General features: G+C 52.4%; 10 protein-coding genes. 4 read left to right on the top strand and 6 right to left on the bottom strand.

Annotated elements, in window-relative coordinates; translation table 11 throughout:
- Positions 1–17: 17 nt before the first annotated feature.
- Together gltB and ACO064_RS01685 are read right to left on the bottom strand one after the other, a co-directional pair.
- Entirely contained in the window at positions 18–4,589 is a 4,572-nt protein-coding gene (gene gltB, locus ACO064_RS01690) for a glutamate synthase large subunit (protein ID WP_421825693.1), read from the bottom strand.
- Positions 4,590–5,178: 589 nt separating this feature from the next.
- Positions 5,179–5,334 (bottom strand): hypothetical protein, encoded by a 156-nt coding sequence (locus tag ACO064_RS01685; protein WP_421825692.1) that lies wholly within the window; start codon positions 5,332–5,334, stop codon positions 5,179–5,181.
- On the opposite strand from ACO064_RS01685, the gene ACO064_RS01680 reads away from it, so the two are divergent.
- Together ACO064_RS01680 and ACO064_RS01675 are read left to right on the top strand one after the other, a co-directional pair.
- A complete protein-coding gene (locus ACO064_RS01680; protein WP_421825691.1) occupies positions 5,333–5,776 on the top strand; it encodes an FAD-binding oxidoreductase in 444 nt (147 codons plus the stop codon). The two genes, ACO064_RS01685 and ACO064_RS01680, sit on opposite strands and share 2 nt — an antisense overlap.
- Positions 5,777–5,805: 29 nt before the next feature.
- Positions 5,806–9,057, top strand: a complete 3,252-nt coding sequence (locus ACO064_RS01675; protein WP_421825690.1) for a M4 family metallopeptidase — start codon at positions 5,806–5,808, stop codon at positions 9,055–9,057.
- 122 nt (positions 9,058–9,179) lie between these two features.
- On the opposite strand, the gene ACO064_RS01670 is transcribed toward ACO064_RS01675, so the two are convergent.
- A complete protein-coding gene (locus ACO064_RS01670; RefSeq protein ID WP_421825689.1) occupies positions 9,180–10,091 on the bottom strand; it encodes a ribonuclease Z in 912 nt (303 codons plus the stop codon).
- A gap of 118 nt (positions 10,092–10,209) precedes the next feature.
- Here ACO064_RS01670 and ACO064_RS01665 point away from each other — a divergent pair, with 118 nt between their 5' ends.
- Both ACO064_RS01665 and ACO064_RS01660 read left to right on the top strand, forming a co-directional pair.
- Positions 10,210–11,121 (top strand): sugar phosphate isomerase/epimerase family protein, encoded by a 912-nt coding sequence (locus ACO064_RS01665; protein ID WP_421825688.1) that lies wholly within the window; start codon positions 10,210–10,212, stop codon positions 11,119–11,121.
- A gap of 117 nt (positions 11,122–11,238) precedes the next feature.
- Positions 11,239–12,261, top strand: coding sequence for a Gfo/Idh/MocA family protein (locus ACO064_RS01660; RefSeq protein WP_421825687.1), 1,023 nt, complete (start codon positions 11,239–11,241; stop codon positions 12,259–12,261).
- 19 nt (positions 12,262–12,280) lie between these two features.
- On the opposite strand, the gene ACO064_RS01655 is transcribed toward ACO064_RS01660, so the two are convergent.
- The 3 genes from ACO064_RS01655 to ACO064_RS01645 form a co-directional block, all read right to left on the bottom strand.
- Complete coding sequence (locus ACO064_RS01655) at positions 12,281–13,453, bottom strand: ATP-binding protein (RefSeq protein WP_421825686.1); 1,173 nt, start codon at positions 13,451–13,453, stop codon at positions 12,281–12,283.
- Between the two features lie 93 nt (positions 13,454–13,546).
- Complete coding sequence (locus ACO064_RS01650; RefSeq protein WP_421825685.1) at positions 13,547–13,954, bottom strand: STAS domain-containing protein; 408 nt, start codon at positions 13,952–13,954, stop codon at positions 13,547–13,549.
- Between the two features lie 21 nt (positions 13,955–13,975).
- Positions 13,976–14,935: a phosphoribosylaminoimidazolesuccinocarboxamide synthase gene (locus tag ACO064_RS01645; RefSeq protein ID WP_421825684.1), complete on the bottom strand. Its 960-nt coding sequence runs from the start codon at positions 14,933–14,935 to the stop codon at positions 13,976–13,978.
- Between the last annotated feature and the right edge of the window lie 88 nt (positions 14,936–15,023).

The raw sequence follows: 15,023 nt of genomic DNA, 5'->3' as shown, positions 1-15,023 counted from the left end.
CGAAAGAAAATCAGTTGTTATCCGTGTGCCACGTCCACAACGATGTCCTGGTATACCACATTTTTGTCGCGGATCTGATCGGCCAGGGAAATCCCGCGTCCGGCCAGCGCCTTGCGGAAATCGCTCGGCATCACTTTGACAAATTGCTTGATGAGGTTGTCCCAGTCCTGAATCAGTTGCAGGGCTACATTGCTGGTGGTATACTGGAAGTGTTTTTCGACGAATTCTTTGATGAGAGCGACGTCTTCACTGTCCAGGGCTTCGAGGTTGACCATTTCGCCGTTCACTTTGGACGCAAAATCTCCTTCCTGATCCCAGACGTAGGCTACACCGCCGGACATCCCGGCTGCGAAATTCCGACCGACTGAACCCAGAATTACCGCTAAACCGCCCGTCATGTATTCCAGACCATGATCACCAATGCCTTCGACCACCACTTTTGCCCCGGAGTTCCGGACGCAGAACCGTTCGCCCGCCATCCCGCGGATGTAAGCTTCCCCGGAGGTCGCTCCGTAGAACGACACGTTTCCGACGATGCTGTTTTCTTCCGGTTTGAACGGTGCCATGCGGTCGGGATACACGATCAACTGCGCGCCACAGAGTCCTTTGCCAAAATAATCATTGGCATCGCCTTCCAGTTCGAGTTTGATGCCGTGGGTGTTGAACGCGCCGAAGCTCTGCCCGGCCGTACCCCGGAATTTGAAGTGAATCGTGCCTTCGGGTAGTCCCTTTCCGGCGTATACTTTCGAAATTTCGTTCGATAAAACCGTACCCACCGCCCGGTTCAGGTTGATAATCGGGTATTCTGCATACACCGATTCGCCGGTTTCCAGCGCGGGTTTGGAGACTTTCAACAGTTCCCAGTCCAGAATATCGGTCATACCGTGATCCTGCTCTTCCTGCTTGTACAGGGCTACATCCAGGTTGTTGGCGTCTTTAAACAACACCGCCGAAAGATCGACGTGGTCGTATTTCCAGTGCTTGATGTCCTTGCGCATTTCGAGCATCTGCGACTGTCCCACCATTTCGTTGATGGTCCGGAAGCCGAGTTCGGCCATGATTTCGCGCAGTTCCGTCGCCAGGAAGGTGAACATGTTCACGACGTGTTCCGGTTTTCCGGTAAACAACGCCCGCAGGTCTTTATTCTGCGTGGCAACGCCCACCGGACAGGTGTTCAGGTGACATTTCCGCATCATAATGCAACCAACGGAGACGAGCGCAGCGGTGGCAACGCCAAATTCTTCAGCACCGAGCAGCGCGGCAATGGCCAGGTCGCGGCCCGTCCGGATTTGACCGTCCGTTTGCACCGTCACGCGGCCCCGCAGTTTGTTGCGAACCAGCGTCTGGTGGGTTTCGGCGAGTCCCAGTTCCCAGGGCAGACCCGCGTGGCGGATCGAACTCAGGGGAGAGGCTCCCGTTCCGCCGTCGTGACCCGAAATCAGGATGTGGTCGGCGTGGGCTTTGGCAACCCCGGCGGCAATCGTTCCAACGCCAGCTTCCGACACCAGCTTGACGCTGATGCGGGCGGCCCGGTTGGCATTTTTGAGGTCGAAGATGAGCTGCGCCAAATCCTCGATGGAATAAATATCGTGGTGGGGCGGGGGCGAAATCAAGCCGACACCCGGCGTCGAGTGACGCGTGCGGCCAATCCAGTCATCCACTTTATGACCGGGCAACTGACCGCCTTCGCCGGGTTTGGCACCCTGCGCCATTTTGATTTGCAATTCCCGGGCGTTCGTCAGGTAATGACTCGTGACGCCAAACCGGCCCGAAGCCACTTGTTTAATGCCCGAATTCATGTTGTCGCCGTTCGCCAGGGGCGTATACCGCAATTCGTCCTCACCGCCTTCACCGGAATTGCTCTTGCCGCCGATGCGGTTCATGGCAATGGCCAGCGTTGTGTGGGCTTCCCACGAAATGGAACCGAACGACATGGCTCCCGTCGCAAACCGGGTGAAAATACTTTCAATCGGTTCTACTTCTTCGATGGGAACCGGATTGCCTTTCTTGAACTTCATCAAACCGCGCAGCGTCAGCGCCTTCCGGGTTTGGTCATCGATCAGGTTGGCGTATTTCTTGTAAATCTGGTAGTCGTTCTTTTTGGTCGCCTGTTGCAGCAGGTGAATCGTGTCGGGGTTGAAAATGTGCGCTTCACCGCGTTGTTTCCACTGATAAACACCGCCCACTTCCAGCCGGGGATTGAGGACGTTGTTTTTTGGGAAAGCCTGCCGGTGACGAACCAGAATTTCGCGGCCGATTTGTTCCAAACCCATTCCGCCAATCCGGGAGATCGTTCCTGAAAAGTATTTGTCAACGACTTCTTTGTTCAGACCAAGGCACTCGAAAATCATGGCACCCTGGTAGGACTGAAGCGTTGAGATGCCCATTTTCGAGAAAATCTTGAGCAACTCTTTATTAACGGCCTTGATGTAATTCTGATGCAGTTTTTCAACCGGATAATCGGCCTGAATCAAGCCGTGCTCCTTCATATCCGTGATGGTTTCAAACGCCATGTACGGGTTCACCCCGGAAGCACCGTAGCCAATCAGGGTCGCGAAGTGGTGGGTTTCCCAGACGTCACCGGCTTCGACCAGAATACCGACCTGGCCGCGCAGTCCCCGGCGAATCAGGTGGTGGTGAATGGCCGAGGTTGCCAGCAGGGAAGGAATCGGTGCGTGGTCGGAGTCGATGGCGCGGTCCGACAGGATAATGATTTCAAAACCGTCTTCGATGGCGTCTTCGGCGTAGCGGCAAATCCGTTCCAGGGCGCGTTCGAGGCCCGTGCTGTCGTCGGCGCGGAAATACGTATTGATGGTTTTGGCCTGGAAGTGGTTTTTATCGACAAACCGCAGTTTGTCAAACTCTTCGATCGTCAGAACCGGCTGCGTCAATTCGATCAGGCGGCAGTGCTCGGGGTCTTCGCTCAACAGGTTGCCGGTGGCGCCGACAAACGAGATCAGCGACATGATGGCCCGTTCCCGGATCGAATCGATCGGCGGGTTGGTCACCTGGGCAAAAAGCTGCTTGAAGTAGTTGGCCAGGTGCTGGCTTTGTTCCGACAGGATGGCCAGGGGGGAATCGGTCCCCATTGAACCGAGGGCTTCCAGACCGGTTTCGGCCATCGGTGCCAGAATCATGCGGAGGTCTTCGGACGTAAATCCAAACGCCTGTTGCCGTTGCGTAATGTCCTGTTTCCGCATGTGGCTGAACGTGCGGACTGGTTTTGGCAACTCGGTAATTTTGATTTTATATTCGTCGAGCCACTGCTTGTAGGGCTGGCGCGAACAGATGTCTGCTTTTACTTCTTCATCGCTGATGATGCGGCCCTGCTCCAGATCGACGACAAACATGCGGCCCGGTTGCAAACGGCCTTTCTTGACCACCCGTGCCGGGTCGATGTCGTTGACACCGGCTTCGGAAGCCATGATGACCACGTCCTCGTCCGTCACCCAGTAGCGCGAAGGCCGTAGGCCGTTCCGGTCGAGGGTGGCACCCACGATGCGACCGTCGGTGAACGAGATCGACGCGGGACCGTCCCACGGTTCCATAATGGCCGCATGGTATTCATAAAAAGCGTGCCGATCGGGGTCCATGCTTTCGTTGCCGTCCCAGGCTTCCGGAACCAGCATCATCATTACATGCGGCAACGAGCGTCCCGACATCACCAGCAATTCGATGGCGTTGTCGAGGTTGGCCGAATCCGACTGGTTGAGGTTACAGATTGGGCGGAGCATGGCCAGCTCTTCCGGCGTAAACAGCTTGGATTCGAGCATGGCTTCCGCCGTTTTCATCCAGTTGACATTTCCCTTCACGGTATTGATTTCACCGTTGTGGGCAATGTAACGGAATGGCTGCGCCAGTTTCCAGGAAGGAAAGGTGTTGGTCGAAAACCGGGAGTGAACCACACCCAGGGCCGAAACCAGTTCTTCCCGCTGCAAATCGGGGAAGTAGTCACGGAGTTGTTTGGTCGTTAACTGACCCTTATAAGTAATAACCCGGCTCGAAAGCGAGGAGTAATAGAAATTATTCTCAACGCCGGCAACGGTTTCGTTGATAATCCGGCTGCTGTAGTTTCGTACGATGTATAATTTACGCTCAAATTCGTCGGAAGTCTGGGTTTCGGGTTTGCGAATAAAGACCTGTTCCATCACCGGTTCCACCGAGCGTGAACCGTTGCCCAGATCGGACGAATCGACCGGAACGACGCGGTAGCCGATCAACTCCAGGTTCAATTTCTTGATGGTTCGGTTGAGAATATCGCGGCATTCTTTCCGCAGACGCTCGTCTTTGGGCATGTAGATCATCCCGACGCCATAATCGCCGGCCGACGGCAGCGAGAAGCTCAGCTTCCGGCATTCATCGACGTAAAGTTCGTGGGGAATCTGAATCAGAATTCCGGCGCCATCGCCCGTATTGGGTTCGTAGCCAACCGCACCCCGGTGATCCATGCGCGTAAGCATCGTAAGGGCATCCTCGACAATTTGATGCGACTTGCGACCTTTGACGTGCGCTACGAATCCAATTCCACAGGCGTCGTGTTCAAACTCAGGCCGGTACAGACCCTGTTGCGGTGCGTTAGAAGAAGACATCGGCGTAAACTCGTTTGTGGTTTTGTTATTGAAAAAATGGCAAATCAAAATATCTGCAGGCGAGTAACGAAAAAACGAACTATAATCAGCAGACACTACTGTTTTTGCGTTGGATGTGCAAGTTACATTAAAATATATTTTGCGAAAAGTCCAAAACACAAAATTTCGTTTGCATAGCCAATTTTATAATTTTGGTGCAAAATTGTCTTGGTTAGTGAATAGATTTTAGTAAAAATAGACTTGGATTGAAGAAATTAAAACGAGCTGTATGGGTATGGTTTTGCTTAAAAGCAACTACTAATAATATAGTTAAAGGCTCTTTTGAATCAATCCACTTGCCAGAGGTCTGAAAATATATGTACACTGTGAAAATAAAGTAGTTTTCTATAAAAACCGTTGCTATTGTGAATAATAGGTTTTGTTTTTGATTGTAAATGGATGATTTTATACTAAAAATGGCCAAGATTAGTTGAAAAATAGCCATTTTTTCGAAATGTCTATTTTCCTTGTCCAGTGTTATTTTCCACCGGTTCGAAACGGCAAATTTCCTCAACAAGTCCACCGGAAAAACCACTCCGGTGGGTTTCTCTCAAAGCCGCAGACGAACGCGCTGCTCAGCCGCCACCAACCGCTTGCTCAACGACCTACGCTTCAACACCCCTTTTTGACGACTCATGCATGGAATGGTAGCAGAACGGGCGGTTGGTCCGCTACATTCGCCCAGGTTCAGAACAAACCACATCATGCTCAAAACTTTTATTCTCGGATGTCTTGTCCTGGTTGCTGTCGGGCTGTGCCGGGCGCAAACCGGTTCCCGGTATCCCTATACCTACAAAAACCGTCAGATCATGATCGGACAGGGGGGCGGCATCACCGGTGCGTCAAGGGTCTACTGCTGGCTGGAAAACGGATACCTATACGTCAAGTCTGATAATGATTCGCTCTATACCCGGCTCGGACGGAAACCGGCGGCCACCACCCGGCGGTTTTTCAACGAACTGGAGAAAACGTGCCGGATTAAAACCACCCGGTTTAACCAGCCGGGAAACCGCTACCAGTTTGTAAGCTGGAAGAAAAACCAGCAGGAATTTACCGTAAGCTGGGGTGATCCGCGGCAACCGCCACCGGCCCGGTTTGTAACGTTCTACCAATCGTTTCTGGCGCAGATGCCCAAACCGAAGCATTAGCATTCATTTTACCCACAACAAATACATCCATGAAATTAATTTTATCCAGTCTTCTGCTGGCGTATTCGGTCGGTGTGCTGGCGCAAGCACCGCAACCCGGTTTCGGACGAAAGCTTAAAACCCAGGCTCCAACGCCCGGTTTGGCGCAAAAACTGAAGGCCGATGTGGTGCCGGTTTCAACTCGAACGGGCAACTTCCGGCTCGCAGCATCGACCCCAAATCCTCAATTTGATGTCCGGTCACTGAAACTGCGGATTGTCCGCGACACGGCGACGAACCTGCCGGTTTACATCGAAAACCGCTCACCCGTTTCTTCGAATAAAGGGGCTCGAATGAGCGCCCGCGCGTCGGCTTTCTCGTTCATGAGTCAGATCAAGTCGTTGCTGAAGGTGGAAAAACCGGAAGAACAATTTCAGATTTCCAAAACAGAAACCGATCATCTGGGGCAAACGCACATCAGAATGACGCAAACCGTTCAGGGCATTCCGGTGTATGGGAGCGAGTTGGTGGCGCACCTCACCAACGGAACCGTGACGCTGCTGAACGGACAATACCGGGTTGCCAAACCGGTTTCGACCACGCCCCGGCTTTCGCTACAGCAGGCGACCGACCGGGCTTTTCAGGACATAGGCCAGGAGTCGATTGTCCGGCCATTCGGGCAGAACCTTTTCAACCTGAAGCCCTCGGAAGGAACTTTGTGTCTGTATCCCGTGGGCGAAAAAATGGCCCTGGCCTACAACCTGACGATTCGCCCCAATATGCTCGAACGGTGGCAGTATGTTGTCGATGCGCAAACCGGTGCGGTGTTGAACAAGTACAACAACACCTGCGGGGTAGACGGCCCGGTGAAAGCATCGGGCAAGGATTTGAACGGTGTGATGCGGAATTTTCAGACGTATCAGTCGGGATCGAATTATTACTTACTGGATGCGACGCGGGCGATGTACGATGCCAAAAAATCGACGGTTGCCAAGCCGGTGGGAGCCATCGTGACCTATGACGCCAAAAACAAGGAAGACGCAAATGGTGGTTTTCGAGCCTATGATATAACCTCAAAAGATAATAAAGACTGGAATGCCAACGCCATTTCGGCCCACACCAACGGGAGTCTGGCGTACGAATATTACGAAAAAACGCACAAGCGTAATTCGCTGGATGGCAAAGGGGGGACGATGATATCGATTGTCAACGTATTGGAGGACGGAAAAGCGATGGATAACGCCTTCTGGACGGGGGAGTTTATGGTGTACGGCAACGGGAATACGTACTGCAAACCGCTGGCGGGCGGTCTGGATGTGGCCGGGCACGAAATGACCCACGGCGTGATCGATCACACGGCGAATCTGATTTACCAGGATCAATCGGGGGCCATCAATGAGTCGATGGCGGATGTTTTTGGCGCGATGGTCGACCGGGACGACTGGTTGATTGGGGAAGATGTGGTGTTGAAGAGTAAGTATACGTCCGGGGCCATGCGCAGCATGTCGAACCCGAATCAGAATGGAAAAGGGACGCTGGGGTATCAGCCCCGGACGATGGCCGAATTTATCGTTACCAAAGATGATAACGGCGGGGTTCACCGGAACAGCGGGATTACCAATCATGCTTTTTATCTGTTTGCCACCAAAATCGGGAAGGAAAAAGCCGAGCAGGTGTATTACCGCACCCTCACCAACTACCTGACACTGAACTCGAAATTTCTGGATTTGCGGTTGGGCGTCATCCGTTCGGCCACTGATTTATACGGCGAAAACAGCGCCGAAGTGAAAGCGGCCAGGGACGCGTTCGATTCGGTCGGCATTGTGGAAACCACCCAGCAGCCGGACGAACCACAGGATGTGCCGGCCAACAACGGTCAGGACATGATCATTCTGTATAGCATTGGCGACCAGAAGCTGTATACGGCTCCCGTCAGCACGGGCAATTTGACGGCCCGCATCAAGGCGGAAATTAGCCACCGCCCGAGCATTACGGACGACGGAAAAGCCGCCTATTACGTGACGACCGACGGCCGGATTCGGGCCGTGACCCTGACCGGGGCGGCTCAGGAAGTCATTATTTCCGATGAGCCAATCTGGGATAATGTGGCCATTTCGAGGGATGGCACCAAGCTGGCGGCTTTGACGAAAGAGAAGGACAAATCGATTTGGGTCTACAGCTATGACCTAAAAAAATGGAAGCAGTTTCCGCTGAGCAATCCCACCTCCGCCGAGGGAGTTTCGACGGGCGAAGTGGAGTATGCCGATTCGTTCGAGTGGGATTTCGCCGGTGAGGTGCTGGTCTACGACGCCTTTAATAAACTGAAAAGCGGTGACGGTGAGGATATTGACTTTTGGGATGTGGGTCTGCTGGAGGTGTGGAGCAATGCGCAAAAAACGTTTAGCGACGGTGCCATTCTGAAGCTGTTCAAGAACCTGGAAGAAGGCGAGAGCGTGGGCAACCCGAGTTTCTCCCGGAATTCGCCCAACATTATCGCGTTCGATTATTACAATGCCGTCGACGACAGCTATAAGGTGTGGGTAGGGAATCTGAAAACCGGTACGTTAAACACGGTGTTGACCAATGTCGCGTTGAGCTTCCCGGCCTATTCACGACTGGATGACCGGCTCGTATTCAACACATTGAGTTCGGGGGGCGACAAGGAAATGGTGGCGTCGCTGGACTTGCAGGCCGACAAAATGACGGCGAAAGGAGAGGTGAAGGCGTTGTATGAAAATGCGAAGTGGGCGGTCTGGTATGCCGCCGGAACGCGGGCCGAAACCGGCAAAACCGCCCAGACCATTACATTCAACGCTTTGCCGGATCGCTATGCTGACGACGGTTCGTTCAACCTGACGGCCACGGCTTCGTCCAAACTGGCGGTCAGTTTTGAAATCGTTTCCGGATCGGCAACGCTGTCCGGAAACCGCCTGACGCCAACGAAACCGGGGGTGGTGACGGTTCGGGCTACACAGGCCGGAAACGAGCAATTTTCGGCGGCCACGCCAGTCGAACGAAAATTTAACGTGCTGGCCGTCACGGGGACCGAGCCCACCTGGGATGACGTCCTGAAGGTGTATCCCAATCCGGTCGGTGCATCCCTCACGGTCGAGTTGCCGACGGGCGAGTTTTTCGAAGGTGTAACCCTGACCACGGTTTCGGGGGCGACTCTTCTGGAACAGCCGGTGAAAAACCGGGTGAGCCAGACGACGTTGGATATGCGTCAGTTACCATCGGGTCTATATATTTTGAAGGTGCAAACGCCAAAAGGGGCAGTGCATCGGAAGGTGGTGAAACCGTAAACCCTGTCAGCGCCGGGCCGTCGTACGGTCGGAGACCCTGACAGGGTTTGATCACGGTTCTGGCGGTTGAAGGGGCAACGACGAGGTGTAGCCGCTGACAGGGTCTTCGACCGCTTTCAGGGCTACACCTCCGTCGTTGCCCCTTCAACCGCCAGAACCGTTTCCGGGAAAACCGACCGGGCCTGGAGCAGAAACTCGTCGGCGGTTTTGTAGCGCGAAGAGAAATGTCCGATCATCAACCGGCCCACTTCCGCCTGAACCGCCGTTAAAGCCGCCTGACGGGCGGTGGAGTGAAAGTACTTTTCGCTCAACGCTTTCATATCGTCCAGAAACGAGGCTTCGTGGTATAGCAAATTTACGCCCCGAATCTGCTCAAACATGGCCTCGTTGTAGCGTGTATCGGAGCAAAAGGCGTAGGAACGGGGCGGGGGCGCGGGGATGGTGTAGTCTTCGGCGCGGTATAAAACCTGCCCCGAATCATCCAGAACATCATTCCCGTCTTTTAAATGCCGGTAAAAAGCCACCGGCAAATCAGCGGGCAGTTTTTCGGCAATCAGCCTGCGTTTGCGGTTTTTCTCCCGAAACAGAAAACCGGTGCAGTCGATGCGGTGTTGCAACGGAATGGTTTCGACCCGAACGTTCGGGTGGTCGAGAATCTGCGCTGGCTGGTGCGGGTCGGTTTCCTGGAAGTGAAGCGGATAATTCAGTTTTGTGTCGGAATACCGGAACTGCGTGGTGATAATTTCCCAAAGTCCGCGCGGACCAAACAGCCAGAGATCGTCGGTGCGGCCGGAGAGGTTGAGGCTCGACAGCAGCGGAACGAGCCCGAAATAATGGTCGCCGTGGAGGTGGCTGATGAAAATGTATTTAAGCCGACCGGGCCGGAGGTGGTTTTCCATCAGGCGGTATTGCGTGCCTTCCCCGCAGTCGATCAGGAAATAATCGCCTTCCATCGCAATGACCTGGGCGGTCGGGTGGCGATTCAGAACGGGCGTTGCCGAACCGCTGCCAAGTATAGTCAGGTTGAATGTCATATTTTTTGTAAACTTGCCGGGAAACCAATCAGTTTCCAAATCCCGATGTATTCTTTTATCGGATGCGAATCTGATTCGCGTTTACAAACCCTAAATTGAAAACCGTTCAACCCACTCTATGCTGCATCTTGGTTTTGTAAGTGCCATTCTGGCGGAATCCGATCTGGAACACGTGTTACAATTTGCGTCGGAGCAACGCTTCAAATGCGTGGAGGTAATGTGCTGGCCGACGGATCACGCGGACGCCCGGCGGTATGCAGGGGTGTCGCACATTGACGTCGACAACCTGGATGTCGAGCACATTCAGTTACTAACGCAGAAATATGGCGTCTACATTTCGGGCCTGGGCTATTATCCGAATCCGCTTGATCCGGATCCGGAAAAAGCCGCTTACTTCCGCGAACACATCAAAAAGGTAATCCGGGCGGCTGCGAAGCTGAACGTGCCGGTAGTCAATACCTTCATTGGGCGAAATCCTTCGCTCAACATCACGGAGAATCTGAAGCTGTTTGCGGCCCACTGGCCCGAAATTGTGAAGGTTGCCGAGGAAAACAACGTAAAAATTGGCATCGAGAACTGCCCGATGTGGTTCACGAATGACGAATGGCCGGGCGGGAAGAATCTGGCGACGACGCCCGCCATCTGGGACCGGATGTTCGAGATCATTCCCTCGCGGATTCTGGGACTCAACTACGATCCGTCGCACCTGATTTTTCAGATCATGGACGAAGTGCGGCCCATATACGATTACAAAGACCGGCTCCACCACATTCACCTCAAGGACGTAAAGCTGTACCGTGACAAACTCAACCGTGTCGGCATCATGGCCAATCCGCTGGAATACCATTCGCCGAAGCTACCCGGTTTGGGCGACGTCCGTTGGCGGGATTTCTTCACGGCATTAACCGACGTCCGGTATCGCGGCCCGGTTTGCATCGAAGTGGAAGACAAGGCCTACGAAGGCAGTGCCGAAGACGTGCAGACGGCCATTCTCACCGCACGTAATTACCTGAGCCAGTTTCTGGCCTGATGTTATTTCACAGGGTTAATCAGAGTACATCAGAGGTTATCAGGGGATTCTCTGGTTGACTCTGGTTTTCTCTGATTAACCCTGTGTAACAGTCAATTTTCAAACTCGCTAACCCGCATGCCGAAATTTAAAGCTGCCATCATTGGCGGAGGAAGTATTGCCGATAAAAACCACATCCCAGCCCTAAAAAACCTTGCGGATTTGGTCGACATTGTGGCCGTTTGCAGCCGCGACGAATCGAAAGCCCGGGCGCTGGCCGATCAGCACGGTATTCCGCACGCCTTTGCCGACGCTTTGGAAATGTACCGGGACTGTCAACCTAATGTGGTCATCAACTGCACCCCGAACACGCTGCATTATCCGTTCACGATGCAGGCACTGGAAAACAATTGCCACGTTTTGTGCGAAAAACCGCCTGCGCTCCACGCCCGTCAGGCCCGTGAAATGGCCGATCTGGCCGCTCAAAAGGGGCTAATTCTGGCCTACAATCTGCAACTGCGGCAGACGAGCGAGTGGGAGTTGCTGATGCGGTGCAAAGCCAACGGTCAATTGGGCGACATTTACCACATCAAAGCGAATTTTCTGCGTCGGCGGGGTATTCCGGGCTGGGGGTATTTTACGAACAAGGAAATGCAGGGCGGAGGAGCGTTGATGGACCTGGGTGTTCACGTCCTCGACCTGGCGTTGTGTGCGCTCGACTATGCGGTTCCGGCAAACATTCTGGCGAATACCTACGACTTCATCGGCAAAACCGGCGGTAAAGGGCTGATGGGGGCCTGGGACCCGCAGAAGTTTGAAGTGGAAGATGCCTGTATGGCGTATCTGTCGTTTTCGAACAAGGCGTCCATCATGCTTTCGGCTTCGTTTGCGTTGAATACGAAAGCGGACATCGACCGTAATCTGGCGGTGTTTGGCACCCAGGGCGGGGCAAAGCTGTTTCCGTTTTCACTCTACACCGAAGTGGCCGGTGAACTGGCGGATGTTCACTTTCCGCACCTGGAAGACGTCGATATTCAGCTTAAAAATACGGCGGCTTTTCTGGATGCCTGTCTGGGAAAACCGTCCAACGTTTGCACGGCGGAGCAGGGCGCGATTTTGCAAGAAGTCGTGGAGCGGATTTACGCGTCGGCGGAACGGTAGAAATTGGTTTTCAAGTCAACTATTCCAAATAAATTTCCGGTAAGCGGTTCACTAAGAAATCGGTCAGATTACAGATCCAAATACCGTCTGATTTGGGATAGCTTTCGCCACTTGGAATGATCACGAAGACATGGTCCGGTTTGATATCATCAATACTTACATAGAAGCCTTTGGAAACCACAGGGGCATTGGAAAATTTGATTTCTATCGCCACTTTTTTGCCATTCGGAGCCACCAGAAGCAAATCTATTTCGGCCCCGGCATGAGTTCGATAGTAATAAAATTCCCAGCCAGTTTGTAATGTTCGCCGGATCTGTTCAATGACATATCCTTCCCAGGAAGCGCCCACGATCGGATGTCCCAGTAACACTTCGGAGTTAGTTACCTGAGCCAACTGGTGCAATAAGCCTGAATCCCGGACATACAGTTTGGGCGCTTTCACCAGGCGTTTGCTCACATTAGAAAAATAGGGAGGCAACCGGTGAATAATGAAGCTTCCTTCCAATAAATCCAAATACCGGTTAACTGTCGGTTGTGAAACACCTAATGAACGGGAAAGATCACTCATATTCAGAACATTACTGTGAACATAAGCTAGCATTGAAAGCAATTTGTTCAGCGTGGATCCGGAAATTTCATACCCTAACAGTCGTAAATCACGTTCAAGGTAAGTCTGTACAAAGTTGGCTAACCAACGGAAGGTGAAGATCAGATTGGGTGCGGTGAAGGCATCAGGAAAACCTCCTTTTAGCCAGTGCATTTCAAGGGTAGAAACCGATTGTACTTCCGGCCAGGAAAATGGCATCAATTCAAGATAGCTAATTCGACCCGCCAGGCTCTCGGAGCTATTTCTAATGAGTTCCGGAGAAGCTGACCCCAATAATAAATACCGGGCGGGTTCCCGCTTTTGATCGATTAAGGCACGGAGTAAAGGAAACAAATCCGGCATTCGCTGAATCTCATCCAACACCACACATTTGTCAAAATGCTGTTTTAGATAGGTTTCTGCATCAGTAAGCTTTTGCTGATCAGTGGACAGTTCAAGATCAAGATATAAAATAGGTTTATTGAGTTTCCCTTCCAGCGATTTTGCCAGTGTAGTTTTGCCGACCTGCCGTGGGCCGATTAGGCCCAACGTTGGGAAAAACGATAGATCCTGAGTGATCCGGTGGGTAAGTTGTCGATAAATCATCCTTGAAATTTAAAGATTCAATTTTTAAATTTCAAGGATGAAGTCACAATAAACAAGAAAAATTGTAAGGGAAGAGCTATTGTTGACAACCTATCAATCGTCTGAGCTTCCCCCAAACTCGTAACTGTCGTCGTCTTCACTGCGGAAGTCGTTTTCGAGTTCATTCATAAATACCGCATCGACGGCTTCTTCGACCGTAGGCAAAATCGTCAGATCCGGGATTTTCGAACCGTCCAGAAAGTCGATCACATCCTCGTTTTTGGTCACCAGAATCAGTAAACCGGACTCATTGGTACATTGCCGGTTGATTTTCCGGATGGTGGGAATACCATCGTCTTCAATTTCCTGAACCGCCGTCAAATCGACGATGATGTTGCTGTAGCCTTCCCGGAAAAGGTTTCGGCTGAGGGTTTCAAAGGTCGTCGGAACCTCCCCGCCAAATACCGTTTCGTTTAGCGTAACGAGCGAATACTGCTCGTTTTTTTCAATGGCATAATTCATAATGGATAACCTTGTTCCGTTTCAAAAATAACGAACTGTCAGCGAACGACGGATATTTTCTTCAATGCGGTCGTAAATATTGTCCGTTTCCGACCGGATGAAAGGCTGGCCGGTCACGGTTTCGTAGAGTTCAATGTAGCGATTGGAAATCTGGTCGATCCATTCGTCGCTCATCGCCGGAATCGTCTGGCCTTCTTTGCCCTGAAACTGGTTGGCGATCAGCCATTCCCGGACAAACTCCTTCGACAACTGCTTCTGCTGTATGCCTTTGTCCTGGTTTTCGGCGTAGGAGTCCGCGTAAAAATACCGGGATGAGTCGGGCGTGTGAATTTCGTCGATCAAATAAATCTGACCCTCAAGCATCCCGAATTCGTACTTGGTATCGACCAGAATCAGTCCGCGTTCGGCGGCCATTTCGGTGCCGCGTTTGAACAGGGCCAGGGCGTATTTTTCAAGCTGTACGTATTCATTTTCGGGGACAATGCCCTGAGCCAGAATCTCTTCCCGCGAAATGTCCTCATCGTGTCCTTCCTGCGCTTTGGTGGAGGGCGTAATGATCGGTTCGGGGAGTTTATCGGCTTCTTTCAGTCCGTTGGGCAGGGCAACACCGCAAAGCATCCGTTTTCCGGCGCGGTATTCACGCCAGGCATGGCCAGCCAGATAGCCGCGCACCACCATCTCGACCGGATACGACTGGCATTTCAGTCCCACGCTCACATTCGGGTCGGGAACATCCAGCAGCCAGTTCGGGACGATGTCGGCGGTGGCTTTCAGAAAGTGAGCCGCCGTCTGGTTCAGCACCTGTCCTTTGTACGGAATCGGGACGGGTAACACCACGTCGAAAGCCGAAATACGGTCGCTGGCCACCATGATCAGGCGGTCGTCGAAATGGTACACATCGCGAACTTTACCCCGGTAAAAACCGGTTTGTCCGTCAAAATTAAAATTCGTTTCTTTTATTGCCTGCCTGGGATTACTCATTTTCAAATGATTCTTAACTTTTACATTTAGCATTCATCATTTAACATTTGAAATTAAATTTTAATCATAAATGTCAAATAAGTAATGT

The organism is Larkinella sp. (genome assembly GCF_965227735.1).
In the GTDB taxonomy this organism is placed as follows: domain Bacteria; phylum Bacteroidota; class Bacteroidia; order Cytophagales; family Spirosomataceae; genus Larkinella.
Note: the sequence above shows the minus strand (reverse complement) of the source record. Positions and strands in the feature narration are given on the sequence as shown.

Coding starts and splice junctions, on each gene's coding strand:
- ACO064_RS01675 (WP_421825690.1), top strand. CDS start 5,806: ATGAAATTAATTTTATCCAGTCTTCTGCTGGCGTATTCGGTCGGTGTG.
- ACO064_RS01680 (WP_421825691.1), top strand. CDS start 5,333: ATGCTCAAAACTTTTATTCTCGGATGTCTTGTCCTGGTTGCTGTCGGG.
- ACO064_RS01665 (WP_421825688.1), top strand. CDS start 10,210: ATGCTGCATCTTGGTTTTGTAAGTGCCATTCTGGCGGAATCCGATCTG.
- ACO064_RS01650 (WP_421825685.1), bottom strand. CDS start 13,954: ATGAATTATGCCATTGAAAAAAACGAGCAGTATTCGCTCGTTACGCTA.
- ACO064_RS01645 (WP_421825684.1), bottom strand. CDS start 14,935: ATGAGTAATCCCAGGCAGGCAATAAAAGAAACGAATTTTAATTTTGAC.
- ACO064_RS01655 (WP_421825686.1), bottom strand. CDS start 13,453: ATGATTTATCGACAACTTACCCACCGGATCACTCAGGATCTATCGTTT.
- ACO064_RS01660 (WP_421825687.1), top strand. CDS start 11,239: ATGCCGAAATTTAAAGCTGCCATCATTGGCGGAGGAAGTATTGCCGAT.
- ACO064_RS01670 (WP_421825689.1), bottom strand. CDS start 10,091: ATGACATTCAACCTGACTATACTTGGCAGCGGTTCGGCAACGCCCGTT.
- ACO064_RS01685 (WP_421825692.1), bottom strand. CDS start 5,334: ATGATGTGGTTTGTTCTGAACCTGGGCGAATGTAGCGGACCAACCGCC.
- gltB (WP_421825693.1), bottom strand. CDS start 4,589: ATGTCTTCTTCTAACGCACCGCAACAGGGTCTGTACCGGCCTGAGTTT.